This is a genomic window from Comamonas sp. AG1104 (assembly GCF_003350425.1).
In the GTDB taxonomy this organism is placed as follows: Bacteria; Pseudomonadota; Gammaproteobacteria; order Burkholderiales; family Burkholderiaceae_C; genus Comamonas; species Comamonas testosteroni.
On record NZ_QQAS01000005.1, the window covers coordinates 64,227 to 84,318 of the forward strand.

Annotated in this window: 18 protein-coding genes; 1 reads left to right on the top strand and 17 read right to left on the bottom strand. The window is 59.8% G+C overall.

The window, feature by feature from the left end; translation table 11 throughout:
* From DFO48_RS14860 to DFO48_RS14915, 12 genes are all read right to left on the bottom strand, one after another.
* Positions 1 to 922, bottom strand: a 922-nt coding sequence (locus tag DFO48_RS14860; protein WP_114863903.1) for a hypothetical protein, incomplete at its 3' end; no start/stop codon positions are given.
* A gap of 16 nt (positions 923 to 938) precedes the next feature.
* A complete protein-coding gene (locus tag DFO48_RS14865; RefSeq protein WP_114863904.1) occupies positions 939 to 4,532 on the bottom strand; it encodes a hypothetical protein in 3,594 nt (1,197 codons plus the stop codon).
* A gap of 12 nt (positions 4,533 to 4,544) precedes the next feature.
* A complete protein-coding gene (locus DFO48_RS14870; protein WP_233506404.1) occupies positions 4,545 to 4,928 on the bottom strand; it encodes a hypothetical protein in 384 nt (127 codons plus the stop codon).
* The gene (locus DFO48_RS14875; protein ID WP_114863905.1) at positions 4,928 to 7,675 is read right to left on the bottom strand and encodes a phage tail tape measure protein; all 2,748 of its coding nucleotides are present in this window, start codon (positions 7,673 to 7,675) and stop codon (positions 4,928 to 4,930) included. The genes DFO48_RS14870 and DFO48_RS14875 overlap by 1 nt, the downstream gene beginning before the upstream one ends.
* A 106-nt stretch (positions 7,676 to 7,781) precedes the next feature.
* Positions 7,782 to 8,579 (bottom strand): hypothetical protein, encoded by a 798-nt coding sequence (locus DFO48_RS14880; RefSeq protein ID WP_114863906.1) that lies wholly within the window; start codon positions 8,577 to 8,579, stop codon positions 7,782 to 7,784.
* Positions 8,580 to 8,614: 35 nt separating this feature from the next.
* Complete coding sequence (locus DFO48_RS14885; protein WP_114863907.1) at positions 8,615 to 9,028, bottom strand: hypothetical protein; 414 nt, start codon at positions 9,026 to 9,028, stop codon at positions 8,615 to 8,617.
* Positions 9,029 to 9,033: 5 nt separating this feature from the next.
* Positions 9,034 to 9,354 carry a hypothetical protein gene (locus tag DFO48_RS14890; RefSeq protein ID WP_114863908.1) on the bottom strand — a complete coding sequence of 107 codons (321 nt, stop codon included), beginning with the start codon at positions 9,352 to 9,354 and terminating at the stop codon, positions 9,034 to 9,036.
* 2 nt (positions 9,355 to 9,356) lie between these two features.
* A complete protein-coding gene (locus DFO48_RS14895; protein ID WP_114863909.1) occupies positions 9,357 to 10,400 on the bottom strand; it encodes a major capsid protein in 1,044 nt (347 codons plus the stop codon).
* A gap of 28 nt (positions 10,401 to 10,428) precedes the next feature.
* The gene (locus tag DFO48_RS14900; RefSeq protein ID WP_114863910.1) at positions 10,429 to 10,815 is read right to left on the bottom strand and encodes a head decoration protein; all 387 of its coding nucleotides are present in this window, start codon (positions 10,813 to 10,815) and stop codon (positions 10,429 to 10,431) included.
* Between the two features lie 29 nt (positions 10,816 to 10,844).
* The gene (locus DFO48_RS14905; RefSeq protein WP_233506405.1) at positions 10,845 to 12,248 is read right to left on the bottom strand and encodes a S49 family peptidase; all 1,404 of its coding nucleotides are present in this window, start codon (positions 12,246 to 12,248) and stop codon (positions 10,845 to 10,847) included.
* Complete coding sequence (locus DFO48_RS25650; RefSeq protein ID WP_233506406.1) at positions 12,245 to 13,843, bottom strand: phage portal protein; 1,599 nt, start codon at positions 13,841 to 13,843, stop codon at positions 12,245 to 12,247. The genes DFO48_RS14905 and DFO48_RS25650 overlap by 4 nt, the downstream gene beginning before the upstream one ends.
* Positions 13,844 to 13,863: 20 nt before the next feature.
* A complete protein-coding gene (locus DFO48_RS14915) occupies positions 13,864 to 14,142 on the bottom strand; it encodes a hypothetical protein (protein ID WP_233506407.1) in 279 nt (92 codons plus the stop codon).
* Between the two features lie 121 nt (positions 14,143 to 14,263).
* On the opposite strand from DFO48_RS14915, the gene DFO48_RS14920 reads away from it, so the two are divergent.
* Positions 14,264 to 15,187 carry a hypothetical protein gene (locus DFO48_RS14920; protein WP_114863912.1) on the top strand — a complete coding sequence of 308 codons (924 nt, stop codon included), beginning with the start codon at positions 14,264 to 14,266 and terminating at the stop codon, positions 15,185 to 15,187.
* A gap of 293 nt (positions 15,188 to 15,480) precedes the next feature.
* On the opposite strand, the gene DFO48_RS14925 is transcribed toward DFO48_RS14920, so the two are convergent.
* The 5 genes from DFO48_RS14925 to DFO48_RS14945 form a co-directional block, all read right to left on the bottom strand.
* Positions 15,481 to 16,098, bottom strand: coding sequence for a Rha family transcriptional regulator (locus DFO48_RS14925; protein ID WP_233506408.1), 618 nt, complete (start codon positions 16,096 to 16,098; stop codon positions 15,481 to 15,483).
* A 297-nt stretch (positions 16,099 to 16,395) separates the two neighbouring features.
* Positions 16,396 to 17,529 (bottom strand): hypothetical protein, encoded by a 1,134-nt coding sequence (locus DFO48_RS14930; RefSeq protein WP_114863913.1) that lies wholly within the window; start codon positions 17,527 to 17,529, stop codon positions 16,396 to 16,398.
* Positions 17,526 to 18,512, bottom strand: a complete 987-nt coding sequence (locus tag DFO48_RS14935) for a GTP pyrophosphokinase family protein (protein WP_114863914.1) — start codon at positions 18,510 to 18,512, stop codon at positions 17,526 to 17,528. The genes DFO48_RS14930 and DFO48_RS14935 overlap by 4 nt, the downstream gene beginning before the upstream one ends.
* A complete protein-coding gene (locus tag DFO48_RS14940) occupies positions 18,509 to 19,669 on the bottom strand; it encodes a nucleoid-associated protein (RefSeq protein ID WP_114863915.1) in 1,161 nt (386 codons plus the stop codon). Before DFO48_RS14940 ends, DFO48_RS14935 begins: the two co-directional genes overlap by 4 nt.
* A gap of 82 nt (positions 19,670 to 19,751) precedes the next feature.
* Positions 19,752 to 20,078, bottom strand: a complete 327-nt coding sequence (locus DFO48_RS14945) for a Mor transcription activator family protein (RefSeq protein WP_114863916.1) — start codon at positions 20,076 to 20,078, stop codon at positions 19,752 to 19,754.
* Between the last annotated feature and the right edge of the window lie 14 nt (positions 20,079 to 20,092).

The following is a 20,092-nucleotide window of genomic DNA, read 5'->3' on the forward strand; positions in this document are numbered from 1 at the left end:
CAACCACGGACGGAAACGATCCCAGATAGCCATCCAAGCCGGACACCGCACTGACATTGCCGAACGCCTTGCGGCTGCATTGGGCAGACATACCGATACCGTGAGCCAAGCGCTTGATGGAAAAACCTGACGATCCAACGGCAGCAAATACGCAGCCGCTGGTCTGGGCGAAATCGGGGTCACTAGCGCCTGTCAGAACGCCACACCAGGCATCACCACTGCGTAAGCTATTGAGATCCCCGACATAGCAGGAAACACCGGCATAGCCGCTGAAGCTCGCTGAGGTAGAGCCGAAGGGATACAGAACAAGGTAAAAGCCGCGAGAGTCACCTGCAAATACCCAATAAGAAGAACCTGAACCGTTACGCTTGTGCCAGTAGTAACCGCCAGAGACGCTGAGCGGCGCTGCCGCAACGCCGTTGTCAACATCGCTCATCGACTCGTACATTTGCACTCGGGCATGCTGCGTATTTGTATCGTCTACACGGTAATAAGTGCGGCTCGACATCGGGTCCTTCTGACGATATACCGCCACATTGGTCTTGCTGTAGACCTTCTCCCAGCCCAGTGGGGCCATCTTGAAGCTGATGGAGCCTGTGACGGTACCGTCCTGCAGGTCGGTCTTGAACTCCACCCAGCCGTTGGCTACGGCAGTTACTCGCTGCTCGCCATTGAGCGCTGCAGGCGAGGCTCCCGACACAAGAATCACTGCTTCGTGTTTGGCTGCGCTGACCCCGCTAGCGAAGTTCAAGCGGCAGACGCCATTGCTGATGGCTGCCGAATCCACGGACTTTGCGCCCCAGCCATTGACCAGAAACGCATCGAGCGCGCCGATCAGGGAGCCTGCGGTGCCGCCAATGGCCGGTGCTCCGGTCATGGAGCTGTAAGCGTGCTTGACGCTGGTATCTACAGGGGATGCCATATCTATCTCCGGGAATTCAGTTGGATTGCGGGCGGTTCACATCACCGCGCGCCAGGATGGAAAAGCTGTGCTCGATGCCGGTCTCGGGGCCGGGCTGGATGGTTCGCACGACCCAGAAGGGGTAGATAGCGCCCACGGTGTTGATGCGCAGAATGTTCCCCACGGCCCAGCCGCTGCCCCATCCCAGCGGATCGATCGTGAAATAAGGTTTGCCCGTGGCCGGGTTGACGGGCGAGCAGACGCTGTTGATGTCGCCCGTGGCAATGACGCCCACATGCTCTCCAATCACCCGGAATTGGCTGGTCGAGGTGAACTCCAGTACCCAGCGCTCGGTGCTGCCGCCGGCGTTGGTGATCGCTATGGGCGAGACGCCCTGGTCATACTTGGCGGCAATGGCAGGCCCCATGAGCGCATCGGCCCAGGCCTTGTCGACCCAGCTCTGCTGCGAGAAATCCAGACTGACGCGTGCACGGCGGTCGCTGGCCTGCAGGGCGCTGGAGACATAGGTGCCGCTTACCGGGTAGTCATGGGTCAGTGCCCGGTTAAAGGTAATCTCGCCCGAGATCTGCACATCGGTGGCAATGGCCATGTCTTCGATGCGATCCTCAATCGTCACCGGCATGGTCATGGCAGACACATCGATAAAGGTGACCAGGCCGGCTTCCAGATCCACGGAATAGCCGGTATTCAGGGTCTTGCCGTTGGCATCCCGCACCACCACGCGAGACAGGCGCACGCGGGCCAGGTTGATGGTCTGGTTGTTGCCGACGTTGAGCTGGGCACTGTGCTTGGTATGACCCACCACGCACAGCGAGCCTGGCCGGAAGATGGGCACCTTACCGTCACTGGGCAGGCGCACCGGGTCGATGCCGATGATGTCGGCATTCATGGGCAGATAGGCATAAGCCACCGCCGTATAGCGCAAGGCACTGGCAACCACGGGCTGCGGCTTGAAGATCTTGCCGTCCGGCTGCACATTGGCCGCGTCATACCAGGGCTCGGACTCATTGCCTGCGGCAACGACCAGGCTGCCGAAGCCCAGGCGCACCAGGCCGGTTTCATAGTCCACCGTGCCGACCACGCCGGGGGCCGTGATGGTGCCGTCAATGCCTGCGCTGACATTTTGTGAGCCGCCACTCGCTCGGGGGACTTGAATGGTCAACGATCCGGGGCGCAGCGGTGCTGCTGCCGTGCGGAACACATAGGCGCTGCTGATGGCATCGCCCAACGTGGTGATGCAGCCTGCACGGCGCAGTGTGTTCGCATTGCCCGGCGTCCACGAGGTCAGGCCCACGCGGCCCGTGGCGTAGTTGACCGAGCCGCGCGTCACAAAGCCGCCCGAGGTCAGCACCCGCAGCAGCCCCCTGCCGTCATCGCTCCAGGGCTGACCGCTGGAGGGCATCAGCACGACCGAGCCAGGCACCACCGGGGCCTGCACGCCCGTGACCAAGTCAAACTCGGGCGCAAACGTGACCTGCAGCGTGCGGCGCGTGGCGCTGCCCGTGGTGCGGAAACGGATCTTGACGTAGCCGCTTTCGTCGTTGGGGTAGATCGAGGGCGCATTCAGGTACTCGATGCCCTCATAGTTGAGGCGGTACTGGGCCACCTCGCCATTGAAGCCTCCGCCGCTGACTTGGCGGGACGAATAGACCGGCTTGGGAATCTTGATCGTGACGTCAGGCAGGAAATCAATGGCACCCGTCGCATAGGTCACACTGCCAACCTGCACGCCACCCAGCATCAGCTTGCCAGCACCGTCATCACGGGCCATCTGGATAGGGTCGACCAGCGTCACGCCCATTTCCTTGAGCTGGTCGCGGGTGTACAGACCCAGCACGCTCTGGTCGGTCAGCGTGTTCCACTCGACTTCAACCGTATAGGGAACGAGCGCGCCCTGGCCCGCCGAGACGGCCAGACGGCCCTGGCCGTTGCGGGACGGATGCGCAAGATTGACCTCGATCACAGGGGCTGTGTCGACCGTGACATCGAGCACCGTGCCCACGGCAGGCAACAGCTTGGGCGCAAACAGCACCTCGGACCGACCGACCCGCACCTCGCCCGTGGCATCGCCCTGGAGCTGCCAGGCAGCGGTAGCCGTAGTCGTGCGCTGGGTAGTGCCATCCATCCAGGTCATGGAGAAAGCGCCAGGATAGAGAGCTTGGCCCGCAGGCAGCTGCAGCGCGATGGTCTGGCTGATTAGCAGATCGGCGGCAGGCTGCACGGTCTCCTGCGTGGGCACGCCCCAGTGCTGGACGATGGAACTGCCCACATCGGGCAAGGCCCCCAGCGTGATCACAAAGCTGCCAGTCTCGGCGCTATAGGTGCCCGCACCATAGCTGGAGTCCGTGCCGCGCAGGGTGCCATCACCCGAGTCAGACAGCACATACCAGCGGCCCTGCGCCCTGTAGCTGAAGGACAGCGTGCCGCGCGCGGGCAGCGGCGTGATGAAGCCGGTGTAGCTCTGGCTGCGGTTCTCCGCCGTGATGCGGATCTCGCTGGACTGCGGCATGCGCTGCATATAGGCAGCGGGCCGGTAGCTGATGGTCTTGGTGCCCGAGTAGTCGCCAGAGTTCGAGGTGACGATGCCGTTGGCATAGTCCACCAGCCCGATCTGCTGGGTGCCCGACGTCAGAATGCCGCCCTTGTCGGTCAAGGTCACTCCTCCCACCACGATGGAGAGCGAACCCGGCAGGCAGCCACCGGGCAGAGCCAGGCTGGTGGTGGTATTCCAGGTCTGCGATGTACTGAATCTCACGGCCTCGGCCGCAGAGATCGGAAAGCCTGCCGCCGCATAGGGAATGGTCGCGGGGATGGGCGTCTCGCTCTGGGCCGAGGGCACGATCTGGGTCATGATCGTCTTGGCGATGATGGTGAAGTCGCCCAAGGCGGCGGCCTTTTGCAGCGGGGTAACACCCACATAGCTGCCAGCATCGGCCACCACGGTATCGCGTAGATGGGCGCTATTGATCTGCCGGGCAAACTGGCGGCTGGCTGGGGACCCGGTGAAGTCATAGCGCAAGGCATCCGACAACTCCACCGTCACCACCACGGCCTGGTAGTCCCGGTCGGTGTCGTAGGTGAAGGTGCGCTCCACGCTGGTCACGCGGATGGCGCGGACATATTGCTCCTGCTCATTGGCCAGGCCTTCATTGCCCACCAGCACCAGGGTCTTGCCCGTGGCTGGCAGATCCGTGCCAGGGCGCTGGAAGATCTGAATGACGCGCTGACCCTTGATGTGGTTCTCATAGAGATAGCCAGCCCACTCGGCACCCTTGTTGAGATAGGCCTCCAGCCTGGCTTGCGCCTGGGAACGGGTGTCGTAGACCCCACCCGTCGCAAACAGGGTGATGGAGACATTGGGGTCCTCGGGCGGCTTGGCCACGATGACATTGCTGCCCTGATAAGTGTCGCGGTCTTCGGTATCCACGCCCACATGCACCTGACGCAGATTGGCCCGGCCTGTGGCCCGATCCATCTCGGAAATGTCGGGCATAACGGCGTTTTCTTGGCCGGACTCGATCACGACGTTGGACGGCCCGCCACCGCCCTCGGGCACATCGTCCATGACGCGGCTGGCTCGCAGCTGGATGTCGCCTTGCAAAATGGGCATTGTTCTTCTCGCTTAAACAGTGATCAGCCGCAGCGTGGCGACATAGGGATGGGTGGAGGCGGGCAGCTCGGGCCGGGAAATGGGCGTGGCGGCAATCGGGTCGTCTGCCGCAAACTGCACGGTGAACTCACGGCCATCAGCCAGCTTCAGCGGGTACTGCGCGTCGGGCACATCGGCCAGGCCCTGCACGGTCAGCAGCGTTGCGCGACGAATCCAGCCCTGGTCTTCCACAGCCTGCAAGGTGATGGGGCGGCCTTCGATGCGGGCAGCGGCATCGATGATCTGGGCGCCGGTGATGCCACGCTCGACGGTCTTCTGCACCGCAGACCAGTTGAACTCGTCCACCCACAACATGCCGCGCGGCAGCTCGATGCCGTTCAGGAAATGGCCGGCCATCAGTGCACTCCTCCAGACAGATTGGCGTCACGCTCCAGCGCGGCCATCAGCTGCTGCATCTCTGAGCTGCCTGCTGCGTCCGTGCCCACGTTGTATTGACGGCCGCCAATCACGACCTCATGCCTGTGGGTAATGACGGATTGGGGAGCTGCAGCAGCAGGGGCAGCGGCTGGAGCCGGCGCCCGAGGCACTGAGCTGGGAGCGCTTGGCTTGCGCTCCGCCTCCTGCTTGGGCCTTGCATTGGCAGCGGCCTGCTGCAGGTCGATGGCCCTGCCGGCCTGATTCACTGCAAACTGGGTCAGGTCATATTGATAGTTGCCCAGTGCGCCGCTGCTCTTGACCGAGAAAGGGTTGTCCTGCGCATACTGGTTCTGCCATTGCTTCCACCAGGCCTCCAGCTCCTGGCGGGTCTGGAACTGCGGCACAAGGCTCAGCGGGCCGGTGTTCTGGCGCATGACACCTGGCGAGCCGTTCACTCCGGCATTGCGCTCCTCGACATAGTTACGCGGGCCGCCCTGCTCCCATTCACGGGCTGCGCGGGCAGCGCGGCCCGATGCGTGCTCGATGCCGCGCATGCTCTCCTGCACGCCGTCGGCCGCCTCACGCACCCGGCCCATGCCGCTGACCATGCTGCTGACGGCCCTGGCCGTGGCGCGGTCGGTGTTGAGCACGGCCTTGCCGGCATCGTCCACCGCGAGCTCGTAGCCCTTGACGGCTGCCTGGGTCTTGAGCCATTCGGGCGCGATACCGCCATTGGCCGCAATGACCTTGTCGGCCATGGACTTCCAGGCCTCGGCAATGCGCATGGGCGGCTGCTTGCCGTCCTTTTCTAACTGATCAAACGCAGCACGCGCCTGCTTGGCCATGCGCTGCAGATCCTCGTTGGTGGTCATGCCCAGGTCTTTGTAGGCCTGCTCCAGCAGCGCGGTGGACTGCGCCGCATCCTGGGCCGTGCTGGCGGCGGCACGCTGGGCCTTGGCAATTTCCTGCAGCTTGCGCCCGGCGGCATCCAGATTGCCGCTGGCGATCAGTTGCTGATATTCGGCCTTGAGCTTCTTCAGGCTCTCGGCCGCAATGCGGTCGGCCTCGGCCTTGGCAGCAGCATCCTTGGCTGCTTTGGCAGCCGCCTTGCCCGTGGCCTCGATGCCTGCAGCTACCGCCTCGATCGTGGGAGCAGCCACTGCAGCAGCATTGCCCACCGCTTCGACTGCGCCCGTCAAGCCGCCCCAGGCATCGCGCGCTGTCTGGGCGCCGTCGGCCATGCCCTGCAGGGACTCTTCGGCCTTGGCCTTGAGGGCATCGGCAGATGCGGCAAAGGCACCGGCCATCTCCTCGGCATCAGCCGCAGCCAGTCGAAAGCTCTCGCTCAAGCCGCCAAAGGTGACCGTTGCCAAGCCGCTGCGCAGCGCCGCCACGCCCTCCATCACCTTGGAGGCAATCTGCGCAAACGCTGCGCCCAGGCCGTAGATGGCAGCCAGCACGCCATTGACGCCCGCCGTCATCACGCCCCAGGCCAGCTGCACCGTATTGCCGGCATTGGTGGCGTATTGGCCGATGCGCTGCAGCGTCTCGCCCGCCTCGCTGGCAAATACCTGCAGGCGCAGCACCACAGCGTCGAAGTTGACGTTGGCCGCAAACGCGCGGAAGAACTTGAGGCCGTTCTCAAAGGCCGTGGCCAAGGTCTTGCCGAAGCGCTCTACCAGACCGCTCTCGACCGCCTTGCGCAGTGCGCCGGTCAGTTCGTCCACGCCTTTGCGCACCACCGGCAGCACGGGCTTGCCCAGCACCTGGGTCACGGTCTCCCACATGCTGCTCAGGCCTTTGAGGGAGCCGTTGAGGTTGTCGGCCATGGTCTTGGCCGTGGCCTCGGCACTGCCGCCTGCCTCTCGCAGCTTGCCCGTCAGCTCGTCCAGCGCGCCCATGCCCTGGTTGAGCAAGGCACGCAGCGCAGGCCCGGCCTCCAGGCCCACGGCATTGATGGCTCGCTCGCCGTCTTTGCCCTTGGCGGCCAACTGGTGCAAGGCTTCCTCAAAGTTGGTGGTGACTATGCCGGCAGCACCCAACTCCTTGCGGAAGCTGGAGAGCGGGTTGGCAAACTGGCTCATGATCGAGTTCAGCGCCGTACCCGCGCGGCTGGCGTCAATGCCTGCGTCGGCAAACTTGCCGATGATGGCGACCGTGCTCTCCAGGCTCACGCCCAGGGTGTTGGCAACCGGCGCGGCATAGCTCAGTGCCTGAGCCAGCCCTTCCACGCTGGTGTTGGTGGCGTTGGCCCCCTTGGCCAGCACATCGGCCACGCGGCCGGCATCGTCAAACGCCAGGCCCATGCCCATCACGGCCTTGGTCACGTACTCGCTGGATTTGCCCAGCTCGATATCGCCAGCCTGGGCCAAGGCCAGCACGGCAGGCAGCGCCTTGACAGAGTCGCCCGCGCTCAAGCCCGCCTTGGCCAGGTTCTCCAGCGCGCCAGCGGCCTGCACCGAGGTGTACTTGGTATTGCTGCCCGCCGCCTGGGCGGCCTTGGTCAGCGCGGCCATTTCTGCGGCCGAGCCTTCGGTGGCGGCCTTCACGCGGCTCATGGCCGCTTCAAAGTCTGCCGCGCTTTGCACCACGCCCGCAAATGCCTTGATGCCGAAGTAGCCTGCAATCGTGGCGCCCAGCAGCTTCACATTGCGCCCAAGGCGGCTCAGCACCGTAGACGCATCGTCCTTGGCGTTGATCACGATCTGAATGGGATTGAAGGCCATGGCGTCTCAGCTTGAATGAAAGTGGTTGCTTCGGTTTGCGCTGCAGCCGGCGCTGGCTGGCCGCAGTGCAAACCGCCCGGCGTGCCGGGAGGTCTGGATAAAGGCGTTACGGAATCAGCGCTGCGCGGCCGTCCACATAGACGGCTTCGCCGTTGTCTGGCTTGAGCACTTCCACATCGAAGCCGAACTGGCTGTAGTCCGTGCCGTCCTGGATCAGAGGCAGCTCGCCCGTGGGCGACAGGGCCACGCTGGGGAACCACCAGTCGCGATTGGTGCCGTGGGCGTTGTCGGCAATCAGCTGCAGCGCGCCCTTCAGATCCGCACCATTGCCGGACTTGATGCGCTCCCAGCTGGTCTCGGCCGCCGTGTAACCCACCAGCACCTCGGTGGCCGCATCGATCTCGCCGCCTTCTGCGATCTGCAGCAGGCCCAGGTCGGCATCCACCGTGTAATCGGTGCCTGCTGCAAAGGTCGTGGTGCCGTCCTTGCTTTTGACGGTGACGGCACTCAGCTTGCGTGCGCCTGTGGGGGCTGCTGCGGTCACGCCCAGGCGGTAGATGCCGCCCGGCTCCACCGTGTGCGCCTCATCCGTCACCGTGGCCGTGGCCTGCGTGTGCGTTTCTGCCGTGCCGGACAGAAACATGCGCAGATTGCTGCCGCTGATGTTGTCGGTGGTGATGGCCGCCTTGCGGGTGATCTCGATCAGGACTTCTTCGTCCTTCTCGCGCAGGCCGCCCTGCGAGCTGTAATGCGGGGCCTTGTCGCCCTCCACGCTCAAAGAGAAGGCAGGGCAGTTGCCGAACTGGCGCCCGCCCAGCAAGCGGCCCGCCGCATCGAACGGATAAAAAACAAGGCGTCCACGCGGAATCTGGTATTCCTTCTTGACGCGGGGCAGTGCAGCCATGGCTAGCTCCTATGAAAGATTGAACGGCGCCGGCCTCAGGCGTCCAGCGACTCGAAAACAGAGACAGTGGTGAACTCCACCGCGTAGCCGACCAGGCCGGCGTCCACAAACTCGGCCTCGCGCACGCCGGCGGCGCGCAGCTCGGACCAGGCCCGTCCGCCGGGCACCGCAGGCCGCCAGCCATGCAGACAGCCCACCACTTCTTCCATCGCGGCATCCAGCTCGGCGGCAGCGGTGTCGCTGCGCCGGCTCACCAGCACGCAGGACCAGCGCGGCTCCAGCTGGGCCGCCTCGCGCGACACATCGCCCAGGCCCGCGCCGGACATACGCACCTCGATGGCCGGTACCTGCGTGCGGTCGCACAGCTCAGAAGCACCGCGCACCTGCCAGGCGGCAAGCGCACTGCGCCCTACCAGGCGCGACTTGATGACTTGTTCCAACAACAACATGGCGGTCAGTTCAGAAAGACGATGGGGAACACGGCCCAGCCGCTGGCGTCCTGCACCACCGGCCCGGTGACCTGGCAGGGTTGGCCGCCCACCAGCAGGCCGGTGCTGCCCTCTGCAATGCCGGGGGCATCGGCAACCGGCATCGCCACGGTGTGGCGCTCGGCGGTGGCGGCATCGGCCAGAAAGCCTTCCAGCGGCGTGCGGTTGAACACCACGCCAAAGGGCTTGCCGCCCTGCCAGCTGGCCGTGGCGTTGGCCAGCAGCTGGCTCACGCCCAGGTTGATCAGCGCATCCACCTGCGCAAAAGGTGCAGTACTTGCCCACATGCTCAAGCCTTGCGCTTGGCGCGCTGCAGCATGCCAGGGCGGGTGCACATGAACAGCGGGTAGCTGCGCACCTCGGGGCGCACCCACTCCTGGCGGTCCTTGTCCGTGACCACCATGGCGTACACGTCCTGGCCGGGCGTGTTGACGAAGGGGAAGGACTCGGCCGGCGAGAAGCCGACGCGAAACGCATCCGGTGCACCCACGGGGAAGAACTGGCACTTGTCCGGGTGCACGGCCACGGTGCTGTTGTCGTCGGTACCGCGGTAGTTGATGAACTGGATGTTGCCGTAGCGAAACGAGCCGAAGACCTGCCCCACATCGTTGCGCAGGTCGCGCGCCTCCTGCTGGTTCAGATAGGTGCCGCGCGTTTCGGCATTGCCCGTCAGGTCGTCGAAGAAGTTGTCGCCGCACAGGCCCACGGCATAGGTCTGGCCGGGCAGCCAGGCACCATGGCTGGCGCGCATCATGGCGCGGATGAGCGCATTGCACTGCTTGCGGATCTCGCCGCCATCGGCCGTGGCGTTGGCCAGGTCGAAGTTGATCTCGGCAGGTTGGGCAATGCCGAACTCTTCATACCAGTTCACCAGCACGGTGCCGTCGGCGTCCAGCACCTTGCCCTGCACGGCGCCCAGGCGCATGTGCTCGTGCGTCAGCTCCACTGCGGCGCGCAGGCCGGTCTTGCCGTTCATGATGTCGGCCAGCTCGTTTTGCACGGCCTGCAGCTCGCTGACGGAGCCAAAGGCGCGGATGTTCTGCACCGACGACGCATACAGCGTCTTGCCGCGCGCAATGCGCAGGGTGTCGAAGTGGCGCATACGGCGGCTTTCGCCCTTGCCTTCTTCAATGGGTGCGCCGCGCGGGCTGGTCTTGATGAGGGACAGCACGCCGCCCTTTTCCTCGATCGCCACAGTGGTGGTGCGCGAGCGCTCTGTCGTGAAGATGCCCAGTTGCCCCAGCAGCTGAGGCGCATAGGGCGCGGCCTGGATGGCGGTGGACATCGAGGTCATGCTGAATGCCTCGTGCGCAAAGATATTGAGATCGGCCATATCGGTAGTCCTTTTTTCTCGCGCGGCTTCAGCGCGCAACAATGCCCACGGCAGCCAGTTGGGCCAGGGCAGCGGTTTTCTGGGGTTCGGTCGTGCCTGCGGGCCAGGCCAGCGCATGGGCGGCCACTTCGGCGTCGCGGGCGGTAATCACGCCGGGCTTTTCAGCGGCGGTGGTGTCCACTGCGGCAAACAGCACGGCCACGGCGGTTTGGCTGCCGTCGGGCGTGCCGCCTTCGCCGCTGCCATTGGCGGGGTCTACGGCTACGTATTTGCCGGTGGCGGTCACTTTGCCCAGCACAGCGCCGGGCAGCAGGTTTTGCCCCTGCGCGATAGTGACCACTTCGCGCGAGCGGGTGCCGTTGGCCTCGCTGACCAGATAGCAGGCCGTGCCGGGGCCGAGTTCTTGCACTTGCATGGTGTGTGCTCCTATGGGTGGGGGTTGCGTTACGGTGCGGTGCCAAAGGCCTTGCCCCAACCGGCTGCGGCCTGGGTGGCCGCTTGTGCAGAGCCATCGGGGCTGGCCGCCTCGACGCCCGAGACATTGGGGTTGCCGAGCGCCGCCATGGCCTGGGCAAACTGGTTGGTGGCTGCGGGTGCCAAAGCAGCCACGGCAGCCGCCGGTGCGGCATCCAGCACGCCCTGGGCCTGCTCTGCCGTCAAGCCGCCGGCAATGCAGGTCTGCGCCAGTGCAGCGTTGGCCGATGCATTGGCATGGCCCAGGATGGCGCTGACGCGGGCACGCTCGGCCTGTGCGCCTTCGGCGCGGGCTTGCTCCAGGCCTTGCGGAGCTGCAGCAGCAGGTGCCATAGGGGCAGCAGCCGATGCAGCGGCGGGTGCTGCAACCGTTGCCGTGGAAGGTTCGGCAGGCGCAGCCGCCGCCGGTTGAATGGTTTGGGGGTCGCCCATAGAAGCTCCTTGAAGTTGAATAGACATTCCCGCCCCTGCGGGGTAACTGCGAGCGCGGCGCGCGGACAGGTCGGCCATCACGGCGTCTGCCGTGCCGATGCGGTCGGCCAGGCGCGCAGCCACACCGGCCACGCCCCGGTACACGGCGGCGCGCGTGTCGCGCACGGCCTGCTCTTCCATGCCGCGGTGCCTGGCCACGGCCTGCACAAACATCTGGTACAGGCCCTCGATGTCGGCCTGCAGGTGCTCGCGCACCGAGTTGGGCAAGGGCTGGTAGGGGTTGCCGTCCACCTTGTGCTCGCCGGCAAAGATGTGGCTGACGTTGATGCCTTCATTGGCCAGGGCGCGGCTGTAGTCCACATGGCGCATCACCACGCCGATGGAGCCCACGTAAGAAGTCGTGGTCAGCACCACCTCATCCGCCGCGCTGGCGGCCAGGTAGGCAGCACTGGCCGCCATGCCGTCGGCCACAGCCACGATGGGCTTGCGCCCGCGTGCGGCATAAATGCGGTCTGCCAGCTCGAAGGCGCCCGACACCTCGCCCCCCGGGCTGTCCAGCACCAGGGCAATCGCATGCACCTCGGGCTGGGCCAGGGCGTCTTCCATGTCGGCAGCCAGGTCGTTGTAGCCAATCAGCAGGCTGCTGTCGGCCTCCAGCCGGGTACGGTGCACCAGGCCGCCCATCGCGCTGATCACGGCCACGCCCTCGTTCACGCGGTAACCGCGCTCGGTGCGCTCGCCCTTGCGGGTGGTGAACATCTCTGCGGGCAAAGCCGCGCGGGGACTGATGGCGCCCGCATCGATCTGCAGGCCATCGGTGCCCAGCAGGCGCTGGCCCAGGCCGGCGATGATGGCGTCCAGCTTTTGCGGGTGCAGCAGCAGCGGGGTGTTGAACAGGCGGTCGGCCAGATGCGGGTAAGGTCTGCTCATCTGGCGGTTCATGGCGCATCCTTTCGGGCGGGTGCGCCCTCTTCCTTGTCGCTGCCGTTGTCTGCGGTGTTGGCAATCCAGGTGGTGGCACCGGGCTCGGGCAGGCCGTGCTCGCGGCGGCATTCGGCCTCCAGGCGCTGTTGGTGCAGCACCTCTTCCCAGTCCAGGCCCTGCTCTGCGCATTCCTGCTCCAGGGTGGAGACACCAATCTCCAGCCGCAGCTTGGCGGCCTGCACTTCCTTGACAGGGTCCACCCAGCCCTTGCCGCCAAACACAAAGCGGCAGCGGGTATAGGCATAGCGGTTGACGTAAAAGCCGGGCGCGTCGATCACGCCCGCGTTCACCGCCTCTTCCAGCCACAGCTCGTAGATGGGACGCAGCCAGGTAGTGGTCAGCCAGCGGCGGCGGCCGTGAAAGTAGCGCCATGCCTCCAGCAGCGCAGCGCGGGCGCTGCTGTAGTTCACACGGCTGAAGTCTTTGGCAAACAGCTCGTACGGCAGGTTCATGCCTGCGGCAATGCGCCGCTCCACCGCCAGCATGAAAGCCTCAAACGCCACATTGGGGCGGCCCGGCGCAAACGACTGCAGCCGCGCACCCACGGGCAGCGGGATCACCGCCCCCGCCTGCAGCTTGCCAATGCTGCGCGACTGGGTAACGGACTCCTTCCACACATCGCGCGCCTGATCGCCAAACAAGGATGACGCAGCCTCCTGGCTCAGGTCCGACTCCAGAAACGCCGCCACCAGCGAATTGGCCAGGCTGGCCTGCAACTCGTTCTGGGCGTACTTGCCCGCCATATGGAACTCGCGCATCACGGCGCTGACGATGGGCTTGCCCCGGCTCTGGCCCGTGCGCTCCTTGGCATGCAGGTGCACCACACGGCGGCGGCCCCAGGGGGTAAAGGCGGGCACGCGCTCCCAGCGGTTCAGGTCCTGGGCCTCGTCGCCGCGCAGGTACAGCGCATCGCCTGGGTGCGCGGCGCGAAAGTGATAGGCCACGGGCGCGCCCTCGCCGTCCAGCTCCACGCCACGGCGAATCCGGGCCATGCCCTCCAGGTACGGCGGGGTCTCCAGCCGGTCGGCCTCGATCACGCTCAGCCGTGTGGCCCAGGGGCTGTCGGGCCGGGGCAGCCATTTGGGGATGGCCACGGCATCGCCGTTGACCATCTCGCCACCCAAGGCCAGCACCGTCAAGCCCAGCAAATCCAGCGTGCGGGCCGCGTCGCAATCGGTGGTGTCGGCCCAGCTGCGAAAGTGCGCCTCTACCTTGTTGCCCCACTCACGGGCCTGCTCGGGCGTCCAGCCCAGCAGGCGGTAGTCGGGCACGGCCGACAGGCGCAGCACCGCGCCCACCACGTTGTCGCGGTGGGTCTGCAGGCCGCCGGCCATCAGCCCGTCGTTGCGGGCCAGGTCGCGGGCGCGGCTGGTCAGCGTGCCCAGCTCGGGCAGCAGGTCGGCATCGGCACTGCCCGCCATGGGCTGCCAGTCGCTCAGAGCCAAGTCGGTGTGCGATGCGCCCTGGTAGGCAGACATGCCCGCCCCGCCCTTCAATGGCGCTGCGCCCAGCGACGCCGCCAACGATGTGCGGCTGCGGCTTTGGCGTTGCATGCGTGTATTGCGGCCCATGCTTACACCAGGTAGATGGGCTTGCGCACGGCCTGGCCGCTGCGCCGGGCCAGTTCGGCGTTGATGTCATCAATGGCGCGGCGCAGCTGCGTCGTATCGGCATTGAACTGCACGGAGCGCGCGCCCACGCCGTCGGTGCTGTGGCTGGCCTGCGTGGGACCGGTCAGGCGCGCATCGATGGCGGCCAGATAACTGTCGCGCCGGGCGGTGAGCTGTTCGGTGGTGAGGTGGCTGTAGAGACCCATACGCCGATGGTCGGCGGATGGCTGCGACAAAGCCATGTGACGGCTGTCACAAAAACATGTCGCAGGCTACAAGCGCTTATGCAGCAATAACATCAACAATTAAATTAATAGCAAAGATAAGATAACCGCCACAGAAAACAATATCTTGAGAGGGAAAATGGACGAGTACTACAAGATAGCTGCGGCCTACTTCAAGGAATTTGAGCCTAGATCGGCTTTCCCAACGCTTAAAAACTATCACTGGTACCTATGGCTGCTCACCTTGGCCAGTTTTTGCTACTTTGCTTACCAAGTCTTTATTGAGAACCTCCCTAAGAGCGAAACACCTTACTGGTCGCTTTTCATCACTGAGGTTTTGTTTCTTGTCACATGCGCGCTCATCGGTATCTACCGCTTCCGCCATACCGTCCGTACAACCAGCGAACAGAGCGACCTGAAACCTATCGACCGCCTCAGTGCAGCCAAACGGGCGAGACTTGAAAAACTGTTTGCTAGACCTTCATGGCAGTTCACAGAAGCAAGGGAAGAAATCGTCAAGCTACGCAAGCTTGAGCAAGCATGCCGCTCCCCTATAGATCAGGATCTGATGGAGATACTGAGCAAGCTCTATGACTCCAAGACAAAAGCCAAGTTTCTGACCTTCGTCGCATCGGCGTTCACACTTCTGATTGGTCTACTTAGCAAGAGTGAAGGTTTTGATCTCATAAAACTCTTCAAGGACGAAGGCACACGATCCCTCATCCTTGCAGTCTTCCAACTGATTGTTGTAGTGCTGATCGCCAGCGTCGCGACGTACGTTTTTTTCCGCCAGCTGCTGGCCGTCTTGCCGCTGATTATTTCTTCTGTGTTTCCTGCTCTTCGTAGCGATCAGGTCGTCCTCGACTACTTGATCCGCGACCTGATCAAGTACCAAACCATGAAGCCGCCAGTGGAAGAGTCACCGACGCAATCAGATCCCCCTGAATTGCCGAATCAATCACAAGAAAAACCCAATATCGACAACAAATTGCTGATCATTGCACTGGCTCTGCAAACCGCACTTACAGCATGGCAGTCAGCCAAACGGAAGCCGCTACGATAGACACCCATCAAGCTCAAAGCCCCTGCCAGCCAATGCCAGCAGGGGCTTTCTCATTGCTCCGATATATTCAAGCCTAAACAGCCTCTAGCGCTTATCCATAAAGCGCTAGCAGCTATCAAAACCGATTACTTGAAGGTCATCATCAGCGTCCCAGGCGGCAGGCTGGGTGCAGGTTGCGCGGCGGGAAGGCCAGGCTTGGTAGCCTGCTTTTCACGATGCTGGGCGCGTTGTGTCAGGCGCTGGGTGCAGGCCGTGGCCAGAGTGGCGAGCTGCGCGTCGGTGGCGGACAGGATCTAGCCACTGGCGATGCGCTCGGGCAGCGCGTTGAAGGAGACGATCATCTGGTCGTCGCCAATGGGCTGGGCATGGGGCACGCTGGGCTGGCCTTCGCGGTCGTAGCCCAGATTGAGCAGATAGCGGGCATGGCGCCAGTCGGTGTTGTCTGCGGCCATCACAGCGTCGAACACAGCCTGCGTGACCTGGGCTGCCGCCTGGGTGGCCAGACGCTGAGCGAGCTGGATGCGCTGCGGGTCTTGGGCGGGCTTTTGCAGCTCGGCCTCCATGCGGTTGAAGGCGGCGATATAGGCCAGCTTCCAACGCAGTGCCTCTTTGCCCGTAAAGCCCATGGCCAGCAGCATGAAGCCTTCGCGGGTCATGCGGTAGGCCGTCCCACTTTGTGCACCGCCCTTACCGTTTGTGAAGTCCACGATTACCTCCTCAAAATTGAGGCGGTAATCATCTGCTGCGGTTTCACGGATCAACGCACGGATGGCTCGCAACACGTTGTCATGGCGTTTGCCAAAGAATTGTGCGACTTGAAGGCTTGTGGTGATGACGATGCCGTCGTGAATGGAAAGCTCAGGGCGAGCAGAGACGACGGATGCAGAAGAACCGGTAGAGGTGTCAGCCATTGTGAGGCTCCTGTTGATGGACTTTTGAGCCATCACCTCCCCTGCCAAGAGAAGGTGGTGGACCGTGCAGGGTTGGCAGACCGGCAACAGGCACCGGCACACCCTCGCGGGTGTCCCCACACGGCCCACCGTAAAGCGGAGCCATGTGCACGCAGACATGCTCTAGAAAGCAAAAAGCCGCTGACCATCTTTGTATGGCGCGGCCGCTGCGCCTGTTGTTTCCGGGCTGCCAAGCCCAGATCACGCTTACGGGCGTGATGGCCGAAGTGTAGCAATCTTTTGTGCCCCCTGCTCTTTTTAGTCTTTGCTAATGCTAGGGATTAACTCTTTGACCTTCTTAAGGGAGTCTAAGAACTCTGAAAATTTCACTGGATCGGATTTATCATTTTTATGCTTTAAAAATGCAGTATCAGAGGATATATTCCAATTTTCAAAAATCTTCTGCATTTCACCCCGCTCTACGGTGTTTCCGTAAATATCCAGATATAGTTGCCCAAACTGAATCGCATGTGCCCTATTAGAAACAATTATAGCCTCATGAGTAAAAGCATTACTTTTCATAAATGAGTAACCTGCTGCGGCTACAAAAGCAGAAACAATAAAAATCCCTTTTATCGAAAATATTAACAACTCAGGCCATTTTAAATTTTGAAGATCTGGGCCAAAAGCATATCCAAAAAGTGAAAATCCTATTCCGGCAGCGAACCCAGAAAAAAGGATAAATACAGAAAGCGCACTCCACCTAGCAGCAGCACATTTCAATTTTTTTTCAATTTTACTCAAGGCCAATACTGAATCCTGAACGTAAATAGATAGATTTTTATCAATTCTATTCTGAATATTTTCTTTATTTTTCTCCTCCAAATCAGCTATATGTGATTTTAATTCAGCAACCGTATTAGCGTGATCAATTTTTAACTGATCGTATTCCGATAGTATTCTTTTTAAATTACTAGATACAGTCTCTTCGTCTGAGATGGATTCATTTTCTTTTTCTGGCGCCGACCTTCTTTTCCTAAATTCACTTAGATATCCTTGCAGCAGAAGTTTTTTAGTATTATCTATCTTATCGACTTCATCAATGTTTTGATAAATAAAATCCCAGTACTTGAAATTTGACTCCTGATTGACCATCAAGAGCCTTTTCAGTATTTCCCTTAGGTCATCAATTTCAGAAACAATTATTATTTTCCAAAAATCTTTTAGATTTACATTATCAATTAATTTATCGAAATTTCTATTACTGCAAACTGATAAAAACTCTATTTTTACAGGTATCTCTGCATTTTTAAAGAATTCATCAAAACCAACAGTCTCAATCAAACTATCAATTTCTTGATCATAAGGCCTATGATCGCCAAGTTTAATCTCACGCCCTCTCAACGCCTTAGAAATATCACTTATAATAGGAAAAACGTCTTCAAAAATCATCTCATAGCCTTACCAAAATCAACATAAATCTGCCTTATATCATCATTATTAAATGGCCAGTAGTTTGTGGTTTTATAGTGATGTTTGTTTACAGAATAATAGATGAGGAGTATCCAAGCCTGTCTATAAATAACATTTCTATTAGCTCGATCCTTAATTCTTTGGGAAATCCAAGGCTTAGCCCTCAGAAGTTCTTCAATTGCGGGAGCCAGATCATCAGACAAAAACTCTCTAAATGCGTCCAAAACCATCTGGTCTGATTTAGTTGGTTTGGACGGCATTCCAATATGTTGTTCATATATTTTTTGCAATCCCAGCAGCGCATCACGCTCGACCTTTGTCGCCTCTTCCAGTGCACGCACTGCGTGCAAGAAATAGTCATCGACAGCCTCAATAAGTGCCATGCTTTTGGCAACCGCACGCTGCACCTCCTTGCTGACTTCTTTGGCTGAGTCACGCTTATAGATGTTGTCATGGGTCAGCTCGCTATGTGCATGCTGCAGCAGTGTGCGTATCTGCACTTCGCAGGGTGTGTTTTGCGGAACCACGATGCCTTCATACTCGACATCTTTTGCGGCGCGTAGTACGTAGTGCTTGGACTGGTAGCCAAACTCAGTAGGCCTACTTTCTTTATCGGCCTCAAAGTCCCGGTCTAGGCTGTAATTCCATAAATCAGATGCTTCGATAATTCTTTCAATTTTATCGATTTCAGTAGTCAATAGCACGACAAAGCGCAAACCAACTTTGTCTTCAATCTGATTAAATGGATCCGTATAGCCTTTATTTCTGTGAAAGGCTTTCGTTAACAGCGAGTCATCTGCCTTAAGCCTTGGCTGTGCAGGTATTTTTATAAAGGAAGCAATATCAAGCGAAGGGTCGCTTTTAGTCAACCCATCTTCGACAGTAACACGTATAAGACGCCCCCAAGCTTGATACGCATCTTTCAGCGTATTCCATTGTTGGAGGAATTCGTCCTGTGTCATTCTTGCGTCGCAATTCTGTCTTTAATCAGAACTTGAGTCCATTTAGGATTTGGATTATCTTGACTTGCCTCACCATCAACCACTTCAAATTTTACCAGCTTATCAATTTCTTCCGCAGGTCCTGAAATTTTAATAGCGCTGCGGAAAGTGATTTTTCTGAATTTCAATCTCATCTGAATATCAGAAATATCTTTCTTTACCGGCATAGCTGAGAACCCACTGTTTGTCATATGGTCAGAATATGCTTGTTTTATATCATCATCAGCAAAATATGCATCAGCAAATGAGGCTATACCAACCGTAGGACTTTGATCTACTTTTAGGTAAGCCACCAACGCATTGTGCAAACCAATTTTTTCTTCTTCATCTACATTCATTTGCTGAATGAATGTTTTGGTCAATTCATGAAACTGCCGTGTCTGCCTTGCACTGGTCTGAGGGAATCCAAGCCCAAGAAAGTTACCATAGAAATAGGCTGCAGCATCATCACGATTAGATGAGGAAAGTGCATCATCATAAATATATGCATCCCATCCATTTTCTGGATTTTTCTCATCATCTATTTTTTCGCGCTCAATGAACATACCAACTTTATACAGCTTGGTTTGAGCTGTAAGCATCAAGCTTTTAAGATATTGAAGCTTCTTATCGCCCCCTTCTTTGCTACGTGTAAAGCCGCTATCTACTTCTGCTTTAATAATGCATACAAGACGCCTTGCAGGAACGCCATAAGTCCCTGAAATAGTGACTACCACGCCGCCAGGTAGCTTTTTACTGTTTTGCTTATTTGCGAGCTTTAGTGCAATATCTTTAGAAGACCCGATGAATTCATTCTCATCGGCATCAACAATCTTTCGCACATACCGGATCATGGCATCCACAGAATTATCTGTAATCGCCATTGGTACAGATTTTGTTTTATGGCCCATTGCCCTGATGACACGGTCATGCAGTGCATCCAGCGCATCTGGTTCTAATTCTTCTAGCTCTTCGTTGTAATCAGGGTCAATGACAGCATCTTTTTCAGTTCTACGAAATACTTCATGCAGCACGACACGTTGCGCAGAAAAATTGTCTAACTCCACTGTCACTCCTCCATGTTTAGTTGGCGCAAAATGTAACTTGTTGTTGCCTTTTGCGGAACTGGATGCATCCACAGATAACTGTTATTTTATACAGTATTCTGTGAATGCGCCTATGGAGGCTATGCACCTGATCGATGCGGCGGCCACGCCTAACCTATTCAACTGATAGCACGACCCTCTGGACCTGCCTCAAGCTCACCCCAAACCTTTGAGCCAGTTCGCGGGCATTTCGTCCATCAAAACTGGCACGTATTTCCCTCGCCAAACGCTCACGCTTTAGCGAGCGCTCAATAGGTACATAAACCTGCACCCCACCCAGCCGCTGCACATAGCGGCGCACCAGCTCTTCCGTCAAATCCTCCACCCGCTCCACGCCATGGCATAGCGCGGCGGCGGCCAGTTCTTCGCGCAGCACGGCAATGGGGTCCAACTTGTTGTGGCTGGATACCGAAGGGGTGGTGGTTGCGTCTTTGTCGTTCATTGTTTTGATAGCTG

Bases quoted from the DNA above. Each gene is read 5' to 3' on its own strand.
- DFO48_RS14865 (WP_114863904.1), bottom strand. From the start codon at position 4,532: ATGCCCATTTTGCAAGGCGACATCCAGCTGCGAGCCAGCCGCGTCATG.
- DFO48_RS14870 (WP_233506404.1), bottom strand. From the start codon at position 4,928: ATGGCCGGCCATTTCCTGAACGGCATCGAGCTGCCGCGCGGCATGTTG.
- DFO48_RS14875 (WP_114863905.1), bottom strand. From the start codon at position 7,675: ATGGCCTTCAATCCCATTCAGATCGTGATCAACGCCAAGGACGATGCG.
- DFO48_RS14880 (WP_114863906.1), bottom strand. From the start codon at position 8,579: ATGGCTGCACTGCCCCGCGTCAAGAAGGAATACCAGATTCCGCGTGGA.
- DFO48_RS14885 (WP_114863907.1), bottom strand. From the start codon at position 9,028: ATGTTGTTGTTGGAACAAGTCATCAAGTCGCGCCTGGTAGGGCGCAGT.
- DFO48_RS14890 (WP_114863908.1), bottom strand. From the start codon at position 9,354: ATGTGGGCAAGTACTGCACCTTTTGCGCAGGTGGATGCGCTGATCAAC.
- DFO48_RS14895 (WP_114863909.1), bottom strand. From the start codon at position 10,400: ATGGCCGATCTCAATATCTTTGCGCACGAGGCATTCAGCATGACCTCG.
- DFO48_RS14900 (WP_114863910.1), bottom strand. From the start codon at position 10,815: ATGCAAGTGCAAGAACTCGGCCCCGGCACGGCCTGCTATCTGGTCAGC.
- DFO48_RS14905 (WP_233506405.1), bottom strand. From the start codon at position 12,248: ATGAACCGCCAGATGAGCAGACCTTACCCGCATCTGGCCGACCGCCTG.
- DFO48_RS25650 (WP_233506406.1), bottom strand. From the start codon at position 13,843: ATGCAACGCCAAAGCCGCAGCCGCACATCGTTGGCGGCGTCGCTGGGC.
- DFO48_RS14915 (WP_233506407.1), bottom strand. From the start codon at position 14,142: ATGGCTTTGTCGCAGCCATCCGCCGACCATCGGCGTATGGGTCTCTAC.
- DFO48_RS14920 (WP_114863912.1), top strand. From the start codon at position 14,264: ATGGACGAGTACTACAAGATAGCTGCGGCCTACTTCAAGGAATTTGAG.
- DFO48_RS14925 (WP_233506408.1), bottom strand. From the start codon at position 16,098: ATGGCTGACACCTCTACCGGTTCTTCTGCATCCGTCGTCTCTGCTCGC.
- DFO48_RS14930 (WP_114863913.1), bottom strand. From the start codon at position 17,529: ATGATTTTTGAAGACGTTTTTCCTATTATAAGTGATATTTCTAAGGCG.
- DFO48_RS14935 (WP_114863914.1), bottom strand. From the start codon at position 18,512: ATGACACAGGACGAATTCCTCCAACAATGGAATACGCTGAAAGATGCG.
- DFO48_RS14945 (WP_114863916.1), bottom strand. From the start codon at position 20,078: ATGAACGACAAAGACGCAACCACCACCCCTTCGGTATCCAGCCACAAC.